This is a genomic window from Mycobacterium sp. (assembly GCF_049608025.1).
Classification (GTDB): Bacteria; Actinomycetota; Actinomycetes; order Mycobacteriales; family Mycobacteriaceae; genus Mycobacterium.
The window spans coordinates 1-20979 of the sequence record NZ_JBMYXC010000055.1 but is presented as its reverse complement, the minus strand read 5'-3'; the positions used below and the strand labels follow the sequence as shown (position 1 = coordinate 20979).

Annotated in this window: 21 protein-coding genes; 11 read left to right on the top strand and 10 right to left on the bottom strand. The window is 67.7% G+C overall.

Annotated features, from left to right (window positions below):
* The 4 genes from ACPGXI_RS15140 to ACPGXI_RS15125 form a co-directional block, all read left to right on the top strand.
* The coding region (locus ACPGXI_RS15140) for a hypothetical protein (protein WP_526654324.1) at nucleotides 1-186 on the top strand (186 nt) is incomplete at its 5' end.
* Nucleotides 187-409: 223 nt separating this feature from the next.
* Nucleotides 410-1195: an S-methyl-5'-thioadenosine phosphorylase gene (locus tag ACPGXI_RS15135; RefSeq protein ID WP_526654322.1), complete on the top strand. Its 786-nt coding sequence runs from the start codon at nucleotides 410-412 to the stop codon at nucleotides 1193-1195.
* Entirely contained in the window at nucleotides 1192-2271 is a 1080-nt protein-coding gene (locus ACPGXI_RS15130) for an NAD-dependent epimerase/dehydratase family protein (protein ID WP_526654320.1), read from the top strand. The genes ACPGXI_RS15135 and ACPGXI_RS15130 overlap by 4 nt, the downstream gene beginning before the upstream one ends.
* 44 nt (nucleotides 2272-2315) lie before the next feature.
* Complete coding sequence (locus ACPGXI_RS15125) at nucleotides 2316-3437, top strand: NAD(P)H-dependent flavin oxidoreductase (protein WP_526654318.1); 1122 nt, start codon at nucleotides 2316-2318, stop codon at nucleotides 3435-3437.
* An 80-nt stretch (nucleotides 3438-3517) separates the two neighbouring features.
* Here ACPGXI_RS15125 and ACPGXI_RS15120 read toward each other — a convergent pair whose 3' ends face one another.
* Nucleotides 3518-4543: a sensor histidine kinase gene (locus ACPGXI_RS15120; RefSeq protein WP_526654316.1), complete on the bottom strand. Its 1026-nt coding sequence runs from the start codon at nucleotides 4541-4543 to the stop codon at nucleotides 3518-3520.
* Nucleotides 4530-5246 (bottom strand): response regulator transcription factor, encoded by a 717-nt coding sequence (locus tag ACPGXI_RS15115; RefSeq protein ID WP_526654314.1) that lies wholly within the window; start codon nucleotides 5244-5246, stop codon nucleotides 4530-4532. Before ACPGXI_RS15115 ends, ACPGXI_RS15120 begins: the two co-directional genes overlap by 14 nt.
* A 103-nt stretch (nucleotides 5247-5349) precedes the next feature.
* Here ACPGXI_RS15115 and ACPGXI_RS15110 point away from each other — a divergent pair, with 103 nt between their 5' ends.
* From ACPGXI_RS15110 to ACPGXI_RS15100, 3 genes are read left to right on the top strand one after another with little or no spacing between them, the layout of a single operon-like run.
* On the top strand, nucleotides 5350-6006 hold the full coding sequence (locus tag ACPGXI_RS15110) for a glycosyltransferase family 2 protein (protein ID WP_526654312.1): 657 nt from the start codon (nucleotides 5350-5352) through the stop codon (nucleotides 6004-6006).
* Nucleotides 6003-6668, top strand: coding sequence for a TIGR04282 family arsenosugar biosynthesis glycosyltransferase (locus ACPGXI_RS15105; RefSeq protein WP_526654310.1), 666 nt, complete (start codon nucleotides 6003-6005; stop codon nucleotides 6666-6668). Before ACPGXI_RS15110 ends, ACPGXI_RS15105 begins: the two co-directional genes overlap by 4 nt.
* Nucleotides 6668-7297: a methyltransferase domain-containing protein gene (locus tag ACPGXI_RS15100; RefSeq protein WP_526654308.1), complete on the top strand. Its 630-nt coding sequence runs from the start codon at nucleotides 6668-6670 to the stop codon at nucleotides 7295-7297. Before ACPGXI_RS15105 ends, ACPGXI_RS15100 begins: the two co-directional genes overlap by 1 nt.
* Nucleotides 7298-7320: 23 nt before the next feature.
* Here ACPGXI_RS15100 and ACPGXI_RS15095 read toward each other — a convergent pair whose 3' ends face one another.
* From ACPGXI_RS15095 to fadD8, 6 genes are all read right to left on the bottom strand, one after another.
* Nucleotides 7321-8673: a hypothetical protein gene (locus ACPGXI_RS15095; protein WP_526654306.1), complete on the bottom strand. Its 1353-nt coding sequence runs from the start codon at nucleotides 8671-8673 to the stop codon at nucleotides 7321-7323.
* A 197-nt stretch (nucleotides 8674-8870) separates the two neighbouring features.
* Entirely contained in the window at nucleotides 8871-10022 is a 1152-nt protein-coding gene (gene menE / locus ACPGXI_RS15090; RefSeq protein ID WP_526654304.1) for an o-succinylbenzoate--CoA ligase, read from the bottom strand.
* A 107-nt stretch (nucleotides 10023-10129) separates the two neighbouring features.
* Nucleotides 10130-10516 carry a VOC family protein gene (locus ACPGXI_RS15085; protein ID WP_526654302.1) on the bottom strand — a complete coding sequence of 129 codons (387 nt, stop codon included), beginning with the start codon at nucleotides 10514-10516 and terminating at the stop codon, nucleotides 10130-10132.
* Nucleotides 10517-10601: 85 nt separating this feature from the next.
* Nucleotides 10602-11504: an SDR family oxidoreductase gene (locus ACPGXI_RS15080; RefSeq protein WP_526654300.1), complete on the bottom strand. Its 903-nt coding sequence runs from the start codon at nucleotides 11502-11504 to the stop codon at nucleotides 10602-10604.
* Between the two features lie 92 nt (nucleotides 11505-11596).
* The gene (locus tag ACPGXI_RS15075; protein WP_526654298.1) at nucleotides 11597-12508 is read right to left on the bottom strand and encodes a 1,4-dihydroxy-2-naphthoyl-CoA synthase; all 912 of its coding nucleotides are present in this window, start codon (nucleotides 12506-12508) and stop codon (nucleotides 11597-11599) included.
* A gap of 87 nt (nucleotides 12509-12595) precedes the next feature.
* A complete protein-coding gene (fadD8, locus tag ACPGXI_RS15070; RefSeq protein ID WP_526654296.1) occupies nucleotides 12596-14239 on the bottom strand; it encodes a fatty-acid--CoA ligase FadD8 in 1644 nt (547 codons plus the stop codon).
* Nucleotides 14240-14409: 170 nt separating this feature from the next.
* Between fadD8 and ACPGXI_RS15065 the strand changes: the two genes are divergently transcribed.
* Complete coding sequence (locus ACPGXI_RS15065; protein ID WP_526654294.1) at nucleotides 14410-15972, top strand: long-chain-fatty-acid--CoA ligase; 1563 nt, start codon at nucleotides 14410-14412, stop codon at nucleotides 15970-15972.
* 17 nt (nucleotides 15973-15989) lie between these two features.
* On the opposite strand, the gene ACPGXI_RS15060 is transcribed toward ACPGXI_RS15065, so the two are convergent.
* Nucleotides 15990-16610 (bottom strand): GyrI-like domain-containing protein, encoded by a 621-nt coding sequence (locus ACPGXI_RS15060; protein WP_526654292.1) that lies wholly within the window; start codon nucleotides 16608-16610, stop codon nucleotides 15990-15992.
* A 365-nt stretch (nucleotides 16611-16975) separates the two neighbouring features.
* Between ACPGXI_RS15060 and ACPGXI_RS15055 the strand changes: the two genes are divergently transcribed.
* The 3 genes from ACPGXI_RS15055 (at nucleotide 16976) to ACPGXI_RS15045 (ending at nucleotide 20037) form a co-directional block, all read left to right on the top strand.
* Nucleotides 16976-18226: a flavin monoamine oxidase family protein gene (locus ACPGXI_RS15055; protein ID WP_526654290.1), complete on the top strand. Its 1251-nt coding sequence runs from the start codon at nucleotides 16976-16978 to the stop codon at nucleotides 18224-18226.
* A 17-nt stretch (nucleotides 18227-18243) separates the two neighbouring features.
* The gene (locus tag ACPGXI_RS15050) at nucleotides 18244-19197 is read left to right on the top strand and encodes an o-succinylbenzoate synthase (RefSeq protein WP_526654328.1); all 954 of its coding nucleotides are present in this window, start codon (nucleotides 18244-18246) and stop codon (nucleotides 19195-19197) included.
* A gap of 120 nt (nucleotides 19198-19317) precedes the next feature.
* Entirely contained in the window at nucleotides 19318-20037 is a 720-nt protein-coding gene (locus ACPGXI_RS15045; protein ID WP_526654288.1) for a DJ-1/PfpI family protein, read from the top strand.
* Nucleotides 20038-20047: 10 nt separating this feature from the next.
* On the opposite strand, the gene ACPGXI_RS15040 is transcribed toward ACPGXI_RS15045, so the two are convergent.
* On the bottom strand, nucleotides 20048-20905 hold the full coding sequence (locus ACPGXI_RS15040; RefSeq protein WP_526654326.1) for a PDDEXK-like endonuclease domain-containing protein: 858 nt from the start codon (nucleotides 20903-20905) through the stop codon (nucleotides 20048-20050).
* Between the last annotated feature and the right edge of the window lie 74 nt (nucleotides 20906-20979).

The window sequence follows — 20979 nt, the reverse complement described above, 5'->3', positions numbered from 1 at the left end:
AAGGATGCGGTGCAGGAGATCGTCGGGTCCGGTGCATCGACGGTCGGTGAGGTGACCTCGATCATCACCAGCGCGGTCAAGGATGTCGCGAACGCCATCGGTGGGCTCGCGACCGACGTGTTCGAGATTCGCGACGGGGCCCGGCGAGCGTCGCGGCGACTCGAAGGCGAGCCCGACGAACAGTAGCCGACCCTTGGGTCAACGCTCGGGTCGAATACCGCGGGTGGCTCCGATGCCGGGTACCACGTCGCGGGTCGTGCCGCGCACGTAGTTGTCCCGCGTCGGGGTGTCGCCAGAAACAAGCATCGACCCCCAATCGACTTTGGTTTGCACACCGGGAAACAGAAACGCATGCACGTTGCAGCAAGGGCATGTACGAGTTGACAGCTCGATGATCCACAATGGTCGGATGTTGGGCATCGTCGGCGGCAGCGGTTTCTATTCTTTCTTCGGACCTGATGCGCGGGAAGTCAATCTGGACACGCCGTACGGCCCGCCCAGTGCTCCGGTCACCGTCGGAGCCGTCGGCGAGCACGAGGTGGCGTTTCTGCCCAGGCACGGTGTCAACCATGAGTTTTCGGCTCACACGGTGCCCTACCGCGCCAACATGTGGGCGTTACGCGCGGCCGGCGTGCGGCGCATCTTCGGGCCATGCGCCGTGGGCAGCCTCGACCCGCACCTCGGTCCCGGAGCCATGGCGGTGCCTGACCAACTGGTCGACAGGACATCGGGCCGGCCCGACACCTACTTCGACTCCGGTGCCGTCCATGTCGGGTTCGCCGATCCATACTGTCCGTCGTTGCGGGCGGCGGCGACCAGCCTGCCCGGGGTGGTCGACGGCGGCACGATGGTGGTGATCCAAGGACCGCGGTTCTCCACCCGCGCGGAGAGTCGGTGGTACGCGGGCCAGGGTTTCCGGCTGATCAACATGACGGGATACCCCGAGACGGTCTTGGCGAGGGAACTCGAAATGTGCTATGCCGCCATCGCTTTGGTGACGGATCTGGATGCGGGCATCGACGCCGGGCAGGGAGTGCGGGCGGTGGATGTGTTCGCCGAATTCGAGCGCAACCTGGTGCCTTTCAAGCAGCTGCTGCATGAGGCCATCGAACGTGCAGCGGCAACATCGGGCATTTCCACCTGCACGCACTGCCTGCCGCACGACGGAGTCACCCTGCCGATCGTCCTGCCATGAGGGTGCTGCTGACGGGTGCAGCAGGGTTCATCGGCACCCGCATCCACGCCCGGTTGACCGCCGCGGGCCACGATGTCGTCGCCGTCGACGCGATGCTCCCCGCGGCGCACGGTGCGGATGCGGTGTTGCCCGCCGGAGTGCGCCGGGTCGACGTCCGTGATTCCACCGCGCTCGCCGACGTGCTCGCCGGGGTGGACGTCGTGTGCCACCAGGCGGCCGTGGTGGGGGCCGGCGTGGACGCCGCCGACAGCCCCTCCTATGCCTCCCATAACGACTTCGGCACCGCGGTGCTACTCGCCGAGATGTTCGCCGCGGGCTGTCGGCGATTGGTGCTCGCCTCATCGATGGTGGTCTACGGGCAGGGCGGGTACGCCTGCCCCGAGCACGGTTCGGTTGACCCGCTGCCGCGGCGGCGTGAGGATCTCGACAGCGGGGTGTTCGACCACCGCTGCCCGATCGGCGGTGAGCAGGTCCGGTGGGAGCTGGTCGGCGAGGACTCGCCGGTGCGGCCGCGCAGCCTGTACGCGGCCAGTAAGGCCGCGCAGGAGCATTACGCGCTGGCCTGGGCCGAGGCTGCCGGCGGCGTCGCCACAGCGTTGCGCTACCACAACGTCTACGGCCCCGGCATGCCTCGCGATACTCCCTATTCGGGGGTCGCGGCGATCTTCCGGTCGTCCCTCGAATCAGGAGATGCTCCAAAGGTTTTCGAAGACGGTGGGCAGATGCGCGACTTCGTTCACGTCGACGACGTTGCCGCGGCGAACGTGGCGGCGGTCGAGGCGGGACCGGAGGGGTTCGACGGCTTCGGCGCCTTCAATGCCTTTAATGTCTGCTCAGGCATGCCGGTGTCGATCCTCGACGTGGCCTCGGCGCTGTGTCGGGCACGTAGTGACCTGGCCATCGCAGCGCCGGTGATCACCGGTCAGTACCGCGATGGCGACGTCCGCCACATTGTTGCCGACCCGGCCAAGGCCGCTGAAAGGCTCGGTTTTCGGGCCGTCATCGACCCAAGCGAAGGATTGCGCGAGTTCGCCACCGCCCCGCTCCGGGGATTTGGGCGCAGTTCGTCACTCTGAGCGTGACGAACTGCACCCAAATCGCGGGGGGTGATACTGGTGGGGTGGACATCTGCGAGCAGTTCGGAATCGACTTCCCCCTCTTCGCGTTCAGTCACTGTCGTGACGTGGTGGCTGCGGTCACCAACGCGGGCGGGTTTGGTGTGCTGGGCGTGACCGCATACACGCCAGGGCAGTTGGATCAGGAGCTGGCCTGGATCGACGACGCGGTCGCCGGCAAACCGTACGGAGTAGACCTGATCGTGCCCGCCAAGTTCGAGGGCAAAGGGGAGAAGCTATCCGGCAGCGATCTCGCCGACCGAATTCCGCAGGGGCACCGTGACCTGGTCGATCAGTTGTTGGCGGCCCACGACATCGAACCTGAGCCCCGCCGGCGACTCGGCGGTGCCTTCCTGTCCGGCGACACCGGCGGGGAGTTGCTCGACGTCGCGCTCACCCACCCGGTCAAGCTGATCGCCAACGCGTTGGGCGTACCGCCGGACTACATGATCGAGGCCGGGAAACAGCGTGGCATCCCGGTTGCTGCGCTGGTCGGCGCCAAGGAGCACGCCGTCAAACAGGTCGCCGCGGGGGTGGACCTCATCGTCGCGCAGGGCACCGAGGCCGGGGGGCACTGCGGTGAGGTCAGCACGCTGGTCGTGGTCCCCGAAGTGCTGCACGCCCTCGAGGCTGCGGGCAGCTCCGTTCCAGTGTTGGCCGCCGGCGGGATAGTCACCGGTTCGCAGATGGCCGGCATGGTCGCGATGGGCGCGGCGGGTGCGTGGACCGGTTCGGTGTGGCTCACCACCGAGGAGGCCGAGACGGCGCCACATACGGTGGCCAAGATGCTGGCCGCCACCTCCCGAGACACCGTGCGATCGGCGGGCCGCACCGGCAAGCCGTCGCGTCAGCTGGTGTCCGGATGGACGAACGCATGGGCGCCCCACGCCGACGGACACCAGCCGCTGCCCCTGCCGCTCCAGTCGATGCTGTGCGAGCCGGTGATCCGCCGGATCGACGTGCTGGCCTCGCAGGGGCACGAGGGGGCCAAGGAGCTGGCGACCTATTTCGTCGGGCAGGGCGTCGGCCTGATGAACAAGGTGAGGCCCGCACGTGAAGTCGTTCGAGAGTTCATCGAAGACTACGTCGCTGCCGCTGAGCGGCTCAGCAACTCCCTGCCCGACTGACCAAACCCGCTCCACGTCACAGCATTGCGGGCTGTGAAATCAGCCCTTTAACACGCAGCGACTCCTGCCGGTAGATGACCTCAGTCGCCGGCCAGCGGCAGTCGGACCTCGAAGCGTGCGCCCGTGGGCAGATTGTGCGCCGACAGGGTGCCGCGGTGGGCCTGAACCAGCCCCGCGGCAATCGCCAGCCCGAGGCCCGAACCGCTCGGCAACGACGAATCCTCGCGCGGCACGCGGTTGTTCGAGCCGCGGTAGGCGACGTCGAAAACCCTCGGTAGGTCCGCCTCGTCGATGCCCACCCCGGTGTCGTCCACGCGGGCCCACGCGCTGTCCCGGTCGGCACCCAGCGCCAGTTCGACGCTGCCGCCTGTGGGCGTGTGGGCGATAGCGTTGGCCACCAGGTTCGAGAGCACTCGAACCAGAGCGCGGTCACTGCCGACCACCCGCACCGGCTGTTCGGGAAGATCGGCACTGAGTTGCACCCCGGCGCGTTCGGCGGCGATCCGGTGCGCCGCGAGCACGTCGTCGACCACCTCGTCGAGCGCGACTTTGTCGAATGAGGGGTTCAGGGCGCCCGCGTTGATCTTCGACATCTCGAACAGGTCGTCGACCATCTCGGAAAGCCGAATCGACTCGTGCTCGATGTGTTTGGCGTGCACCTGCACCTCGTCCTCGGGGACGACACCGTCGGCGATCGCTTCCGACACCGCGCGGATACCGGCCAGCGGGGTGCGCAGGTCATGGCTGACAAAGGCGACCAGGCGCCGGCGCGAGTGTTCCGCGGCGCGCTCGGAGTCGCGGATCTCGGCCTCCCAGACGGTGCGCCGGGCTTGGTAGCGGCCCAGCATGACGGCTGCGGGAACGGTCACGATGGAAACGACGACCAGCACGACGGCGGTCTGCTCGAAGGTCTCGGTGACCATGAACCCGCTGGCACCCAGCACCCCGGTGAAGGTGCCCAGCACCGGAATCAGCACCAGGGCCACCATGCTCACCGCCAGCGACCACGACCGCGCGAGCCGGATGACCAGGGCACCGATCAGGACGACGGGTACCGAGCAGGCCATGGCCCAGCCGACGATCTCCCAGAAGTCAGTCGTCGGCATCCGGCCGCCCAACGCTCGCGCGATCGGACGTCCACATGTAGCCCCGGCCCCACACGGTCCGTACCCGATGCCGGTCGCCGAGCTTGGAGCGCAGCCGTTTGACGTGCACCGTCACCGTGGACAGATCTCCGAAATCCCACCGCCACACCTGCCGGAGAAGGTCCTCCCTGGTGAAGACGGTGTCTGCGTGGGTGAGAAAGAACAACAGCAGGTCGAACTCTCGATTGGTGAGGCTGACCGGCCGGTCGTTGATCGTGACGGTGCGCGACGCGGTCGACACCGTGAGGTCGCCGGCCGTGATATCGAGAGGCTGCACACCCGCGGGTGAGGGTTTGCGTCGCAACACCGATCGGACCCGCAGTGCGAGCTCGCGGGGGCTGAACGGTTTGGTCAGGTAGTCATCGGCGCCCGCCTCGAGCCCGGCGATGCGGTCTTCTTCCTCGCTGAGGGCGGTCAGCAGGATCACCGGTACCCCGTAGCCACCGTTGTCGGTCCGCTGCCGCAGACTGCGGCACAACGACAGTCCGTCCGGACCGGGCATCATCACATCCAGCACGGCCACGTCGATACGCTGGGAGCCGAGCAGCCGCAACGCCTCGTTGCCGTCGTGCGCGATCGACACCTCGAGTCCGTCGCGCTCCAGATATCGGCGCACGACATCGCGGACGATGCCGTCGTCGTCGGCAATCAGGACTCGGGTCACCAGACCTAGGTTAGTCCCAAGCCGCTGCCAGCTGGGCCCACGTCACCGAGTCGTCAGCACCGGAACTCGCTTCACCAGGGAATATCACCTAACGTATGCCGATATGCCCGACTGTCCGGTCACGGTGGTGCTCCCGTGCCTCGACGAGGAGGCATCACTGCCCGGGGTTCTGACGGCCCTGCCGGCCGGATACACAGCACTGGTAGTCGACAACAACAGCACCGACGACACCGCAGCGGTGGCGCGCCGACACGGCGCCGAGGTCGTCGCCGAAGCCAGACCGGGCTACGGCTCCGCGGTGCACGCCGGCGTGGTGGCGGCGACGACGCCGATCGTGGCGGTGCTCGACGCGGACGGCTCGCTGGACCCCGGGGCGCTTCCCGCCCTGGTCGATGATCTAGAACGCGGTGCCGACCTGGCGATCGGACGGCGCCGCGCGTCGCCCGGACTCAACTGGCCGTGGCATGCGCGGCTGGGCACCGCGGCGGTGTGCTGGCGGCTACGCACGCGATACGGACTGCAAGTCCACGACATCGCACCGATGCGGGTGGCGCGCCGGGAGGCGTTACTGTCGCTCGGAGTGACGGACCGGCGCTCGGGCTACCCGCTGGAGTTGCTCGTGCGAGCCGCCCAGGCAGGCTGGACGGTGGTGGAACGCGATGTCGTCTACGGGCCCCGCACCGGGGGTGCGTCCAAAGTCAGCGGCTCGGTCCGGGGCAGTGCCACCGCCGCCCTGGACTTCTGGCGGGTGATCTCGTGATACCGGTGAGTGTGCTGGTGGTCGCCAAGGCGCCGGTGCCCGGCCTCGCCAAGACCCGACTGGCGGCCGCCGTGGGCAATGACCTGGCCGCCGACATCGCCGCCGCAGCGCTGTTGGACACCCTGGACGCGGTCGCCGGCAGCCAGGTAGCGGCCCGGGTGGTGGCCCTGACCGGAAACCTCGACGATGCCAAGCGATCAGACGAGATCCGTTCTCGGCTGGCTGATTTCGTCGTCGTCCCGCAACGCGGCGACGACTTCGCAGATCGACTCGCCAACGCTCATCTGGATACCGCTGCGGTGACCGGTGGGCTGCCCGTGCTGCAGATCGGCATGGACACCCCGCAGGTGACTGCGGAGCTGATCGGTCGGTGCGCGCAGTCTCTGGTCGACAATGAAGCCGTTCTCGGCATGGCTCGTGACGGTGGATGGTGGGTGCTGGGCGTCACCGACGCCGCAACTGCGGAATGCCTGCGCAGCGTGCCGATGTCTGCACCCGAGACTGGCGCTGAAACCCGGGCGGCTCTCCTGCACACTGGGATCACCGTGAAACTGCTCAGCGAACTCGCCGACGTCGACACCCTCGATGATGTCGATGTGGTGCGCCGCGCCTGCCTGCCCGATTCCCGGTTCAGCCGCATCACCGCGCAGGTGAGGGCCTGATGTTCGGCCAGATGTACGAGCGCGCGCTGGATGGCGAGCGGTGCTGGGTCCGACACGACGACGGGCGGGTGAAGAAGCTTCCGGTGCGAAGCTGGCTGGGTGGGCGCGGCGCGGACGCCCGATTCGACCACGCGGTGGTCGCCATGTGCCAGGGGCCGACCATCGATCTCGGTTGCGGTCCGGGACGTCTGGTCGCGCATCTGGTGCAGCGCGGTGTCCCGGCGCTGGGCGTCGACCTGTCCGCGACCGCGGTGAAGCTGGCGCGCAGCAGCGGTGCACCGGCACTGCGTCGTGACGTCTTCGAACCTCTGCCGGGCGCTGGGCGCTGGCGCACCGTCCTGCTGGCCGACGGCAACGTCGGGTTGGGCGGCGATCCGAGCAGGGTTCTGCGCAGAGCGGCTGAATTATTGTGCCGCGGTGGACAGTGCGTCGCCGAATTCGACACGACGACAACAGGAGTCGACGTCAGTTGGGTTCGGTTGGAGTCGTCGCAGACGGTCGGTCCATGGTTCCGCTGGGCGTCGGTGGGAATCGACTCCGTTCCTTCGCTGGCCGCCGATGTCGGCCTGGCGGTGTCGGGCGTGCATCGCATCGGCAAACGGGTCGTCGCCAGCCTCGCTGCGAGGTGATGACCGCACTGCGGGGACCGCGGCTACCAGTTCGTCAAGATCAGGTGGTTGATCGCCAGGGCCCCGGTCACGTTGAGAGCCAGCCACCATCGGTGTGACTGGCGAGGAAGCAGCGCGGCAGCCGCGACGAGCCAGACTGTGAACGGCAGCCAGATGCGCTCGGTCTCGGCCTTGCTCAGCCGGGACAGGTCAGCGAACAGGATTGCCAGCAGCGCCCCCAGCACCAGCAGGTGCAGCCCGGAGCGACGCCGGATCGCCGCGAGATCGAAGGCTCGGGCGACTCCGGCCACGCTGCCCAGCCCGATGGCGCACACCGTTGAGGCGAGATTGGCCCAGCCCCAGTACTGGAACGGACGGTCGTTGGCGATGCCCTGCCAATAGCGCTCCTGCACCAGCAGGTATCCGTCGAACCACCAGAATCCAGCCGCGAGGAAGACGATTGCCACCCCCAGCGCGGCCAGCAGCGCGGGTACGAGGGCGGCCAGCGCGGTGCGCCAGCCAGGTGCGCTGAGTAGCACCGCGAGCGCGGGCAGGGCCATCAGCGCCAGCCCGTAGTTGAGGAAGATGCCCCAGCCCAGCAGGAGTCCGGAGCCGACGGCGGCCAGCATCGGCTGCCGTGCGTTTCCGGTGACCGCCAGGGCCAGCAGCGCGATGCCCCAGGCTGCGACTCCGGCGAAGTAGCCGTCGGCGGACACCGCGATCCAGATGGCGGTGGGTGCCACCGCTGCGAATGGTGCCGCCAGTCGGGCGGTGTCCTCGTCTGCCAGTGCGCGCACCGCGACGACGATCGCGGCCGCGATGCTGGAACCGGCCAGCAGGCACAGCAGGCCTGCCCATGCTCCGCCGCTCAACCCGATGCGGTCCAGCCAGACGAACGTCAGAAGGGCGCCCGGCGGGTGCCCAGACACATGGGTTATCCAGGAATCGGGCTGGAAGTCAAGAATTCTGCTGGAGAACGTGCGTAGTGCCTCGGGGATGTCGGTGACGCTCGGGACCTGGCGCAGGTACTCGTGGCGCGCGGTCAGCCTGCCCGCGAACCCGCGCTGCCAGCCGTCGACCATGGCCAGGCTGAATGCCCACGCGCAGGACACCGCCCACGATGCCCACGGTAGCCAGCGCCAGCCCGCGCGCTGCGCGAGCGCCGGCCCCCAGAGCACTGCTGCAACGGCGATCATGATCGCGGGGACGGTGCCCGGGCCGACGTGAGCGTTCCACCAGCCGAAGATCGGCGCGGTGCCGGCGAAGGTGCGGAAGCGTTCAGGGCTGGCGTTGATCAGCGGGGTGACGCTCAGGTCGAGGTGCGGGATGACGAACGCTGCGACGACGAGAATCACCGCGGCGCCGACCGCGACGGCCTCCTTGCGACCGATGGGCATCCACTGTCCTTCCCGCGGCCCTCTCTCCGCGTCCTTCCCGGGGCCCTACTCTCCGCCAGCGCGCGTGTTGGCACGCGACGCGCCGGATCAATGCGTACATTTGCGCGCGCTGGTGGCCGCTACGGTACCGGCGACCGAATGGGTGTCACTTCTCGGTTGTGCGCCCATGGCGGCTGTGCCCGCGCGCTCGGAGAGTGCTACCGCTGTGCTGAGCCGAACACCCGCGCGAGCTCGCTGCGATCCACCTTTCCGATACCTCGCCTCGGAAGCGTGTCGACGATGTGCAGCCGCCGTGGCGCCGCGGTCGAGGGCAGTGAGCCGGTGACGTGAGCGCGCAGCTCGGGCAACGTGACCGTCGAGCCGGGCTCGACGACTACGGCGACAACCACCTGCTGGCCGAGTCGCTCGTCGTCGGTGCCGAACACCGCGCACTCGGCGACAGCGGGATGGGTTGCCACCGCGGCCTCGACCAGTTGGGGCAACACGGTGAGCCCGCCGGTGCTGATCGCGTCGTCCAGGCGACCCAGGACCGTGAGGAATCCTGAATCGTCGATCCTGCCGACGTCGTCGGTGCGGAACCAGCCGGGTTCGGCGAATGGGTCGGGCGTCACGGCGTTGCGATAGCCGGAGGCGACGGTCGGCCCACCGAGGGAGATCCTGCCGTTGGGGTCGGCGCGCACATCGACACCCTCCAGGGCTCGGCCGTCGTATACGCAGCCCCCCGCCGTCTCGCTCATTCCGTATGTCCTGACGACTGAAATTCCCTCGGCGGCAGCCTTTTGCGCGATTCGGGTCGGCATCGGGCCACCGCCGACAAGGACGGCGTCCAGCTCGGCCAGCGCCCGGGTGGCGGGCCGGTGCCCCAGCGCCTTGTCCAATTGGGCCGCCACCAGGGATGCGTACCGTCGGCCGGAACCCAAAGCGGCGACCGCGGCGACCAGGTCGGCCGCGTCGACGCTGGATGGCACCGCGACGGGATCGTGGCCTGCGACGACGCTGCGGACCAGTACCTGAAAACCGGCCACGTGATGGGCGGGCAAGGCGAGTAGCCAGCGGCCCTGACCGCCGAGCCGGCGATGAGTTGCCTCGGCACTGGCCACCAGCGCCCGCGCGGTCAGCAAGGCACCCTTGGGAGGACCGGTAGTCCCCGAGGTCGACAGCACCACGGCTATGTCGTCGTCGATCTCTGCGCCGGCGCGCAATGCCGTTGTCAGCATTGAGGTTTGCTCGGGGTCATCGGCGGGCACCGGCAGCACGGTGGTGCGGCCGTCGAGGATGTCGTGAATGGCGGTCAACGCCGACAACGCTGCGGGCCCTGACTGGATGGCGGCGGGACGGAGAATGGCCATTGGTTGACCTCTCCTTCTCGACGGGCCGACCGCAGCGGATCGGCGGCGGTGCGTGAGCGCGAATACCCGTTCACCGGTTGGTGAGTAGCGGTGTTCGTGCGCTGAACTCAGTCGCGGGTATCGCGGCGCAGTGGGTGGTCCTCGGGCACCTGCACGAAGATCAGGGTTACGCCGTCGGGGTCGACGACGTGCATCTCGTGCAGCCCCCAGGGTTCTCGACGGGCCTCGCGGGCGATCTCGACTCCGCGCAGTCGTAGCTCTGCCTGGGTGGCCTGCAGGTCCCGGACCTGAAGCCATAGTGCGCCGCAAAACGCTGGGATGGTGTGCTCCGGGGCGCCGTGTCCGGCCAACTCGATCAGTGACTGGCCGGCATAGAAAACGGTTCCGCCTGGGTATTCCCGCGCGATCGCCAGGCCGATCCCGTCCTGGTAGAAGGCCACCGACCGTCGGTAGTCGGCCGGCCGGAACAGCACGCGGCTGGCCAGGATCTCCATGGTTCTGTGTCTATCACGCCGGGATGGTCGAGCAGGACGTTCCCGGTCTCGATCGGGAACACGCTCTCGCCGCCGTCGCGGGCCGTCATCCTTCTTTGGGCTGCATCCGCTGACGCTTCATGAGCACGTCGACCGCCGCGGGGGCGATGCTGTTGATCGCGTGGGCGGTCATGGCGATCCGCGGCGCGATGCTCACCGGCCGATGGCGGGCGGCGGTGACGATCCAACCCGCAGCCTCCTCCGCGGACAGCCCGGGCAGACCGTCGTAGGCGCGGGTCGGGGCGATCATCGGAGTTTTCACCAACGGGTAGTACAGGGTCGTCGAGTGAACGCCCTTGTCGCTCCACTCGGTCTCGAGGATGCGGCTGACCGACGACAGCGCCGCCTTCGACGCGTTGTATACGCCGAACAGCGGCGGAGACTCGGTCTTGACACCCCAGGTGGATACGTTGATGACATGGCCGTCGCCACGCTCGATCATTCCCGGGGCCAGCCCCCGGATCAGCCGCAACGGTGAGTAGTAGTTGAGAACCATCGTGCGCTCGACGTCGTGCCAGCGTTCCAGCGACTCTGCCAGCGGCCGACGGATGGAGCGGCCCGCGTTGTTCACCAGGATGTCGATGCCGCCGAACTCGGCCTCGACCTTCGCGACGAGGTCGTCGACCGCGTCGAGATCGGACAGGTCACATGCGTGGGCGCGGGCTGGAGGGCTGCCTGGGCCATCGGCTTCGGCGATGCGCGCGACAAGGGCGTCGAGAAGGTCTTTGCGGCGGGCGACCACCACCACGGTGGCGCCGCTGGCGGCCAGCTTCTCGGCGGCGGCCTCCCCGATGCCCGAGGAGGCGCCGGTCAGCAGGATGCGTTTGCCCTTGAGTTCGACGCTGGCCTGGGTGCGCCGGGACTGCAGCAGCCGGGGGATGAGAGGTGGTCGCATGCTGGCCAGTACGACCCGGGCGGATAGTTGCTGCAAGGGCTTCCTGCTCGTCATGGATAGCGAGTCTATTTCGCCCGACCGCTGTGATTTGGGTGCAGTTGGTCACCCTCACCGTGACGAAGTGCACCGAAAACGCGTCAGAAGCCTCAGAAGTAGCGTGGGAACGGCGTCCAGTCCGGGTCGCGCTTCTCCAGGAACGCATCACGGCCCTCGACTGCCTCGTCGGTCATGTAGGCCAGCCGCGTCGCCTCTCCGGCGAACAGTTGCTGTCCCATCAGGCCGTCGTCGGGCAGGTTGAAGGCGTACTTCAGCATCCGGATCGCCTGCGGCGACTTGCCGTTGATCTCCTCGGCCCACTGCAGCGCAACATTCTCCAGTTCGGCGTGCTCGGCGACTTCGTTGACCGCGCCCATCGCCTGCATCTGCTCGGCGGTGTAGGTGCGACCCAGGAAGAAGATCTCCCGGGCGAACTTCTGCCCGGCCTGACGCGCCAGGTAGGCGCTGCCGTAGCCGCCGTCGAAGCTGCCGACATCGGCATCGGTCTGCTTGAACCGGGCGTGCTCCCGGCTGGCCAACGTCAGGTCGCACACCACGTGCAACGAGTGCCCGCCGCCGGCGGCCCACCCGTTTACCACGCAGATGACGGGCTTGGGCATGAACCGGATCAGTCGCTGCACCTCGAGGATGTGCAGTCGGCCCGACTGAGCTGGATCCAGGGTCTCGGCCGTCTCACCCGAGGCGTACTGGTATCCGCTGCGGCCGCGGATGCGTTGGTCGCCGCCCGAGCAGAACGCCCACCCGCCGTCTTTGGGTGAGGGTCCGTTGCCGGTCAGCAACACGACGCCGACGTCGGAGGACATCCGGGCGTGGTCTAGGACGCGGTACAACTCGTCGACGGTGTGCGGACGGAAGGCATTGCGCACTTCGGGTCGGTCGAACGCCACCCGCACCGTCGGCTTGCGGATGCCGTCGGCGACGTGTCGGTGGTAGGTGATGTCGGTCAGGCCCTCGAAGCCGACCACCGGCTCCCACAGGCTGGCATCGAACGGATTGCTCACGAAGGCTAACGTTATCGAAGCCAAAGACCGGCCGGCGCCCGGCCAGTCGCCCGGCCAGCGCCTCGAACCGCGATGGCGAGCACCTCCTCACCCGACGGTCCGCTCGGCGCCCTTCCAGAACAGGGCCCGTACCGCCTTCTTGTCCGGCTTACCCAGGGCGGTCACCGGCAGCGAGTCCACCACGATCACCTGTTTGGGTGACTGCACCGAACCTTTGAGTTCCTTCACCGACGCTTGGATTTCGGCGGTCATGGCGGCAACGGCGGCGGTGTCGGACGGTATCTCGGGCCGCAGCACCACCACGGCCGTCACCGCTTCGCCCCACTTCTCGTCGGGGGTGCCGATCACACACACCTGAGCGATCGAAGGATGCTCGGCCACAACGTCTTCCACCTCGCGCGGAAAGACGTTGAAACCGCCGGTGACGATCATGTCCTTGGTGCGATCGACGATGTACCAGAACCCGTCGGAGTCCTCGCGCGCCAGATCACCGGTGTGCATCCATCCGTCGTGAAATGTTTTCGACGTCTCCTCCGGCAGGTTCCAGTATCCGCCCGACAACAGCGGACCGGATACGCAGATTTCGCCGACTTCGCCCTGCGGCACCGGCGTTCCGTCCTCGCCCAGCAGCGCGGTGCGTGCGAACAGCGTCGGGCGTCCGCACGAGGTCAGACGCTTCTCGTCGTGCTCAGCCTTGGACAGGTAGGTGATCACCATCGGCGCCTCGGACTGCCCGTAGTACTGCGCGAAGATCGGGCCGAACCGACGGATCGCCTCGGCCAGCCGCACCGGATTCATCGCCGAAGCCCCGTAGTACACCGTCTCCAGCGAAGACAGGTCGCGGGTGTGCGAATCGGGGTGATCCATCAGCGCGTACATCATCGAGGGCACCAGCATCGTCGCGGTGATTCGCTGCTCCTCGATGACTCGTAGCACCTCGGCCGGGTCGAACTTCCGCAGCACGATCAACTCGCCACCCTTGACGATCACCGGGGTGAAGAACGCCGCACCCGCGTGCGAGAGCGGCGTACACATCAGGAAGCGCGGATTCTGCGGCCACTCCCACTCGGCCAACTGCACTGTGGTCATCGTTGTGATGGACTGCGTGGTTCCGATAACCCCCTTCGGCTTGCCCGTGGTGCCGCCGGTGTAGGTCAGCCCACCGATGTGATCGGGCGGCAGGTCGGCTGCGACCAGCGGCATGGACGGGTACTTCGCCGCCTCGGCGCTGAGGTCCACCGCTGCGACGCCGGCGTCGCTGAGCTCGGCGGGCACCGGGCCGATCGTCAGGATCTGGCTGAGTGATTCCACCTTCTGCATCAGACCCAGCGCGCGCTCGACGAACATCGGATTCGGGTCGATGATGAGTGTGCTCACCCCGGCGTCGGACAGCACATAGGCGTGATCGTCCAGTGAGCCGAGCGGGTGTAGCGCTGTACGCCGGAAACCCTGTGTCTGGCCCGCACCGATGATCATCAGCACTTCCGGTCGGTTCAGAGAAAGGAGCCCGACCGCCGCGCCCGTCCCGGCCCCCAGCGCTTCGAAGGCCTGAATGTACTGGCTGATCCGATCGGCGAGCTCACCGCCGGTCATGGTGGTTTCGCCGAGGAACAGCACCGGCCGGTCTTTGTGGCGCTTCAGAGCGCCGACGGTGAGGTGGCCGGAGTGCAGGGGATGCCGTAGCAAGTCGCTCATGGGCTCCAGACTAGAACGTGTTCCAGTTCGGGTCATGGCGGTCCCGGCGAAACTGCCGGCGGACGCCGCCGAAAATGCATTGGGGCAGGTCTGCTCTCCGGGGCGTGCTGCTGGAATGCTTTTTCGGAGCGCCTGGAGACGAATCGCACTTGCAGGATTGCTCGAAATCGGACAGCAGCGACCGGCGGCGTGGCACGCTTTTGGCCATGGCCGATCTGCCCGAACCCCGATTTCTCGATGAGCGCATCGCGCACTGGGCGCGCTGCACGCCGGATGCCGAAGCCGTGGACTACCTTGAGCGGTCCTGGAACTGGGCGCAGTGGAACGAACGGGTCCGTCGGCTGGCGGGTGTGCTCACCGAGCGGGGTGTGCGGCGCGGCGACGTCGTGGCGTTCCTCGACAAGAATCACCCGGCCTGCATCGAGATGACCTTCGCCGCTGCGTCGCTCGGCGCCGCGACCGCGATCATCAACTTCCGGCTGGCCGCCGACGAACTCGACTACGTTCTCAACGACTCGGGCGCCAAGGTGCTGATCGTCGGAAAGGAATTCCAGCCCGCGATCGACAAGATCCGCGACGAACTCGTCCACCTCGAGCATGTCATCTCTGTTACGCCCGAGGGGGACGACGAGTACGAGGCGTTGCTGGCGGCGGCGACGCCGACCGGGCGGAGCGAGGACGTCGACCCAGGTGACGTCGCCATCATCATGTACTCCTCGGGCACGACGGGACGGCCGAAAGGCGTCGAGCTGACGCAGACCAATTTGATCGCCCACACCGTCAACGCCCACGAGGGTTTCGAATTCGATGAGGGCGACAAGAACATGGTGTCGATGCCGTTGTTCCATGTCGGCGGCTCCTCATACGCGCAGTTCGGCATCCACGACGGTGTTCCGAGCGTGATGACGCGCGATGTCGATGGGGCAGCGCTGGCCGGGGCGATCCTCAAGGGTGCCAATCGGACCTTCCTGGTGCCCGCCGTGCTGGCCAAGGTGCTGGAGTCCGGCGAGGACGCAGTGAAGCTGTTCAGTGGGCTGAAGACGTACGGGTACGGTGCCTCGCCGATGCCGCTGCCGCTGCTGCGCGCGGCGCTGAAGGCTTGGCCGAACACCGACTTCATCCAGGCCTACGGGCTGACCGAGCTGTGTGGGGTGATCAGCCACCTGATGCCCGAGGCGCACCGGGCCGAGGATCACCCGGAGCGCCTGACGAGTGCGGGCACGCTGGTACCCAACGCCGAGGTGCGCGTGGTGGAACCCGACACGCTCAAAGACGTCCCCGCCGGCGAGCAGGGTGAATTGTGGTTCCGGTCGCCGCAATTGATGAAGGGCTACCACAACAAGCCCGAGGCGACCGCCGAGTGCATCACCGAGGACGGCTGGTTTCGCACCGGTGATGTTGGACGGGTCGACGAGGCGGGCTACATCTTCGTGGAGGATCGCCTGAAGGACATGATCATCTCCGGTGGAGAGAACATCTACTCCATCGAAGTGGAGCGGGTCCTCGCCGAGCACGACGCGGTGGTGGAGGTGGCGGTCTTCGGCGTGCCCGATGAGAAGTGGGGCGAGGTCGTCAAGGCTGTTGTGGTGGTCGAGGGCGAGGCCGGCGAGGCCGACCTGATCGCGTTCGCCCGCGAACGTCTTGCTGCCTATAAGTGCCCGAAGTCCGTCGACATCACCGACGAGTTGCCGCGCAATCCCACCGGAAAAATCATGAAGAAGGAATTGCGCAAACCGCATTGGGAAGGTCGAGACCGGGCCACGATTTAGGGGCCGCGATCTCGGGCTCAGATCACGACGGCGACCTCGTTGCGCCGGCGAAACGGCAGGGTCCACGGCGGATCGTAGAACCAGCCGACAGCCTCACCGGTCGGTTCGATGTCGTGGTCGCGCAGCGTCTTCATCAGCCGATCGGTGCAATCTGCGATGGCCCGCGGACCGCGGTCGCCACTGAACCGCAGCACCGCCACCGTCTGGGCGGGTACCCGGATCAACCGGACGTCGTCGTTGTCGGGGGCGGGCAGCGTTTCCATCGACCACTTGGACGGCATGTAGAACCGCATGGTCCAGCCCGCCTCGGAGCTGCCGGTCTGCGAGACGGGAGCTGTCATCGCGATGTCCTCGCCGCGGGACGGTTGCTGGACAACCGGCGCAGTCATCGCGATCTGCGCCTCGCGATGGTTGGCGCCGAAAATGTAGCCGGCCAAGCGGCGAAAACCGGTGTTCAGTGCGCGTTGTTTGTCGCCGCCGACGGTCGTCTCGGCGGCAATGCGCGGGCCGTACTGGCGAATCTCCACGTTCTCGGTCAAGTATCGCCCGATGTGGTGGGGTTCCTCGACGCTGCGGATGCCTACCACCGACAGCGCCGAATCGGCGACCTGACCTGCGAACTTGACGATGCGATTCACCGAAACTCCCTATCTCTGCCATCGGGCTACCCGCGGCGAACCGTGCCTAACCTTCGCCACAATTCTGATTCGTCGCTGCGGCGCGTTCGGATGGGGACGCGCTCGGATGGGGGTGCGTGGCGGTGCGTTCGGATCGGGCTCGGATCGGGCTCGGATCGGGCTCGGATCGGGCTCGGATCGGGCTCGGTGGCGGCCTCCCCGGATTCTTTTCCGGCGCCGCGATCCCGCCGATGTCACCGGGTCGTCACCTCCGATGACGGGTCGCTCGTGACCGTCGGCCGCCGGGGCGACATAGGCTCGACGGAGCGGGCCTTTCGACCCTGGCTCCTCTGTGACGCGTAGACGACGAGAGACCATGAGCTGCAATGAGTGGTGACGACACCGATGTGCTGGTGATCGGCGCGGGACTGGCCGGCCTGCGCTGCGCCGGCATTCTCGCCGACGCCGGCCGTGACGTTCGCGTGTGGGAGGCCTCCGACGATATCGGGGGCCGAGTCCGCACCGACCTCATCGACGGATTCCGCTGCGACCGGGGCTTTCAGGTGCTCAACCCGGCCTATCCGGAATTGCCGCGCGCCGTGGACGTGGCAGCTTTGAAGCTGCGAGGGTTCGGGCCGGGTGTGGCGGTGCGCCGCACCGCGGGATCAACGATCTGGGTCCACCCATTGCGGGCTCCTGCGAAAGTGCCGGCGATGCTGACCCGCGGCGGACTCGGTCTGGGCAATCTCGTAGCCGCGGCGCGCTGGGCGGCTCCCGCGCTGCGGCCCCGTGCGTTGAAGTCGACCACCGGCGATGACACCTCGTTTCGTAGCGCCCTGGATGAGGCGGGGGTTCACGGTGAGTTGCGGCGGGTGATAGACCGTTTCCTCTCAGGCGTGCTCCTCGAGGGCACCGGCGTGAGTTCCAACGCGTTCGTGTTGTTACTGCTGCGAATGTTCGTGCTCGGCGTGCCAGCGCTGCCCGCCGACGGGATGCAGGCTCTTCCGCGCCAACTGGCAGCTCCGATCACGGACCGAATCAGCCTGCAGCGCAGAGCGGTCGAGATCAAACGCGAAGGCAAGGGCTGGTTGGTGGCTGACGGTGCGGGCGAGGTGCGCGCAGCACAGGTGGTGATTGCCGCCGATCCGGTCACCGCGACGGGTCTGGCAGGGCTGCCGTCGCCGCCTATGCGTGGCGTGGTCACCGACTGGTGGGCCACCGAGGATGCGCCGGCCGGTCCACCGATGTTGTGGGTCGACGGCCGCGCCGACGTGACGGGACCGGTGCTCAACGCCGCCGTGATCAGCGCGGCCGCGCCCACGTACGCCCCGCCGGGGCGGCACCTGATCGCCGCGTCGGCACTACAGGGGCCCGATGGCAGTCCGCCCGACGAGTCGGTGATGCGGCGGCACGCCGCCGAGATTCTCGGGGCTGACGGTTCGCGCTGGTCCCTGGTGACTCGTCACGTGATCACGGCTGCGTTGCCGGCCCAACCGCCGCCGCTCTCGGTGCGCCGTCCGGTACATGTCGGCGACGGCCTGTGGGTGTGCGGTGACCATCGTGACACCGCCTCGATCCAGGGTGCGCTGGTCAGCGGGCGGCGTACCGCTGAGGCGCTGCTGAAGAGTGCCGGGTGACTTTCGCGGCACCGCGGGTGGAGTTGTCCGACATCCTGGATCGACTGCATGTCGTGGCTCTGCCGATGCGGGTGCCCTTCCGAGGTATCACCACTCGGGAGGTCGCGCTGATCGACGGTCCGGCGGGCTGGGGCGAGTTCGGCGCTTTCCTCGAGTACGGACCCATCGAGGCGGCGCGCTGGTTGGCCGCGGGCATCGAGGCCGCCTACCGGCCTCGGCCGAAGGTGCTGCGTGACCGGATCCCGATCAACGCGACGGTGCCCGCGATCGCGGCGGCGCAGGTCTCCGAGGTGCTGGCCCGGTTTCCCGGCGTCCGCACCGCGAAGGTGAAGGTCGCCGAACGCGGACAGTCGCTGGCCGATGATGTCGCGCGCGTCAACGCTGCTCGCGCGCTGGTGCCGGCTGTGCGGGTCGATGCCAACGGGGGCTGGAACGTCTCGGATGCCGTCACTGCGGCCGGGGAGCTCACAGCCGACGGCCCGCTGGAGTACCTCGAGCAACCCTGTGCGACCGTGCCCGAACTCGCTGAAGTCCGCCGCCGCGTCGGTGTGCCCGTCGCGGCCGACGAGAGTATTCGCAAGGCTGACGACCCGCTGCTGGTGGTGCGCTCGCGGGCCGCCGACATCGCGGTGCTCAAGGTTGCGCCGCTGGGCGGAGTGCGCGCGATGCTGGGCATCGCCGGGCAGATCGACATCCCGATCGTGGTCTCCAGTGCACTGGACTCGGCGGTGGGCATCGGTGCCGGACTGATCGCCGCGGCCAGCCTGCCCGGCCTGCCCTACGCCTGCGGTCTGGGCACCGGAGGGCTGTTCGTCGAGGATGTCGCCGAGCCGGTGACGCCGGTCGACGGGTACCTGCCGGTGGCGATGGTGAGACCCGACCCGGCGCGCATTGCCACGCTGGCGGCCCCGGCTGCGCGCAGGCAGTGGTGGATCGAGCGTGTGCGCGAGTGCCACCCGCTCTTGTCGTGATGTGTCTTCACCGGTGCGACTCGTGGTCTGGACGCCGTCGCCTCGCTGGCCAACACTGGGTTTGGCGCGCACGGCGCTTCGACCGACCGCGCGCGGCGCTCTGACCGAAGGAGATCAACCATGCAGGTAGCGATAGTGCTGTACCCGGGCTACACCGCGCTGGACTTCATTGGTCCCTACGAGAGCCTGCGATGGCTGCCCGACACTGAGGTTCGGTTGGTGTGGCACGAGCCGGGGCCGATCGCGGCGGACTCCGCGGTGCTGCTCGTCGGTGCCACGCATTCGTTCGACGAAACACCTGCGCCCGACATCGTTCTTGTTCCGGGCGGGTTCAGCACGATGGCGCACGCCCGAGACGAGAAAGTGCTCGACTGGGTGCGTAGCGCACATCAGACGTCGACGTGGACGGCCTCGGTGTGCTCGGGTTCGGTGATTCTGGCCGCGGCGGGGCTGCTCGAGGGCAAGCGCGCGACTTCGCATTGGGCTGCAGTGCAGCTGTTGCGGACGTTCGGCGCGGTGCCCGTCGACGACGAGCGGATCGTGCTCGCCGACGACAAGACCGTCACCTGTGCCGGGGTTTCGGCGGGTATCGATCTGGGGCTTTGGCTGGCCGGCAGAATCGGCGGCGAGGCCAGAGCCAAGGCCATCCAGCTATCCATTGAGTACGACCCGCAGCCGCCGTTCGATTCCGGGCACATGTCGAAGGCGACCCCAAGTACCAAGGCGACTGCGACCGCGATGATGGCCAAGGAGATGATGAAGCCCGCTGCACTCGCCGCCACCACCGGCCTGCTGTGGGATGCCGCTCTCGGGCGAATTCGGCGTGATCGTCGTCGCTGAGCGACGAGATTCACGCCGAAATCGCCGACCGGATGACGGCGATCACCCGCTCCGGGTACTCCACAAGGTCCAGCCAGGTGAATCTCAGCACCTGCCACTGCAAGAGCACGATTCTTTTTTGTCGCGTGCGGTCGACCTGGAACTCCTCCGCGCCGCTGTGGAACGCGAAGCCGTCGACCTCGATGGCCACCTTTTCTCGAGGGAATCCCACGTCAACCCGGTAGCCGCCGACACGGTAGTTCGCCCTCCATCCGGTGATGCCCGCATCGCCCAACAGTTTGTGCAGCACCCGTTCGGCCTCAGATCGGGCACCGTTGTCGGCTGCTTGGAGAAGCCTCCTGGCGCGCGGGGATCCGTACCTGCCCTTGTGGCGGAGGTGTGCCTGCCAAAGGGGCGGTAGGTCGATCCGGGTCTGCAGCGCCCGATCCATCAGCTTGGCGCCGCCACCGGTCCTGGCAGCAGCCTCCACGACGGTCAGCGGCAGATTGGTCATCCGGACTCCGTTGAGTTCCGTGATGTCTGAACGGCGGAGATCCCGACGCCGGGGTCGGCAGCCGTCGCGTTTTCGACCATTGCTGTTTCGAGGCACGGTCATTTCGATGACATCGGGGGCAAATTTCGTGAGCCCATGCCACCACGCTGCTGTCAGGCCGCTGCCGACGGCCTGCGGCCCGTAGCTCCAGACCGCCGCCCGTACGCGCGCAGCGTCGGTGAACGGCCGGTCGTCGGCGAAGTACACGCCGCGGGCGCACCGTACCCAGTGACCTGACCGGAGGCGACGCTGGACAGCGGCGTGGCTGAGGCCGGCGACGCGGGCTTGTGCCAGGGTGATGACGCCATCGTGGCGTCGCAGATATGCGTCGAGCATGTATGAGCGGACGTCGTTGGGCCCCGATCGGTTCCATCGCCAGTGATTTCGGCGTGTTTGTCGTCGCTCAGCGA

Excerpts from the sequence above, each read along its gene's own strand:
- ACPGXI_RS15135 (WP_526654322.1), top strand. The coding sequence starts at position 410 with ATGTTGGGCATCGTCGGCGGCAGCGGTTTCTATTCTTTCTTCGGACCT.
- ACPGXI_RS15130 (WP_526654320.1), top strand. The coding sequence starts at position 1,192 with ATGAGGGTGCTGCTGACGGGTGCAGCAGGGTTCATCGGCACCCGCATC.
- ACPGXI_RS15120 (WP_526654316.1), bottom strand. The coding sequence starts at position 4,543 with ATGCCGACGACTGACTTCTGGGAGATCGTCGGCTGGGCCATGGCCTGC.
- ACPGXI_RS15110 (WP_526654312.1), top strand. The coding sequence starts at position 5,350 with ATGCCCGACTGTCCGGTCACGGTGGTGCTCCCGTGCCTCGACGAGGAG.
- ACPGXI_RS15100 (WP_526654308.1), top strand. The coding sequence starts at position 6,668 with ATGTTCGGCCAGATGTACGAGCGCGCGCTGGATGGCGAGCGGTGCTGG.
- ACPGXI_RS15095 (WP_526654306.1), bottom strand. The coding sequence starts at position 8,673 with ATGCCCATCGGTCGCAAGGAGGCCGTCGCGGTCGGCGCCGCGGTGATT.
- menE (WP_526654304.1), bottom strand. The coding sequence starts at position 10,022 with ATGGCCATTCTCCGTCCCGCCGCCATCCAGTCAGGGCCCGCAGCGTTG.
- ACPGXI_RS15085 (WP_526654302.1), bottom strand. The coding sequence starts at position 10,516 with ATGGAGATCCTGGCCAGCCGCGTGCTGTTCCGGCCGGCCGACTACCGA.
- ACPGXI_RS15080 (WP_526654300.1), bottom strand. The coding sequence starts at position 11,504 with ATGACGAGCAGGAAGCCCTTGCAGCAACTATCCGCCCGGGTCGTACTG.
- fadD8 (WP_526654296.1), bottom strand. The coding sequence starts at position 14,239 with ATGACCCGAACTGGAACACGTTCTAGTCTGGAGCCCATGAGCGACTTG.
- ACPGXI_RS15065 (WP_526654294.1), top strand. The coding sequence starts at position 14,410 with ATGGCCGATCTGCCCGAACCCCGATTTCTCGATGAGCGCATCGCGCAC.
- ACPGXI_RS15055 (WP_526654290.1), top strand. The coding sequence starts at position 16,976 with ATGAGTGGTGACGACACCGATGTGCTGGTGATCGGCGCGGGACTGGCC.
- ACPGXI_RS15045 (WP_526654288.1), top strand. The coding sequence starts at position 19,318 with ATGCAGGTAGCGATAGTGCTGTACCCGGGCTACACCGCGCTGGACTTC.
- ACPGXI_RS15040 (WP_526654326.1), bottom strand. The coding sequence starts at position 20,905 with ATGCTCGACGCATATCTGCGACGCCACGATGGCGTCATCACCCTGGCA.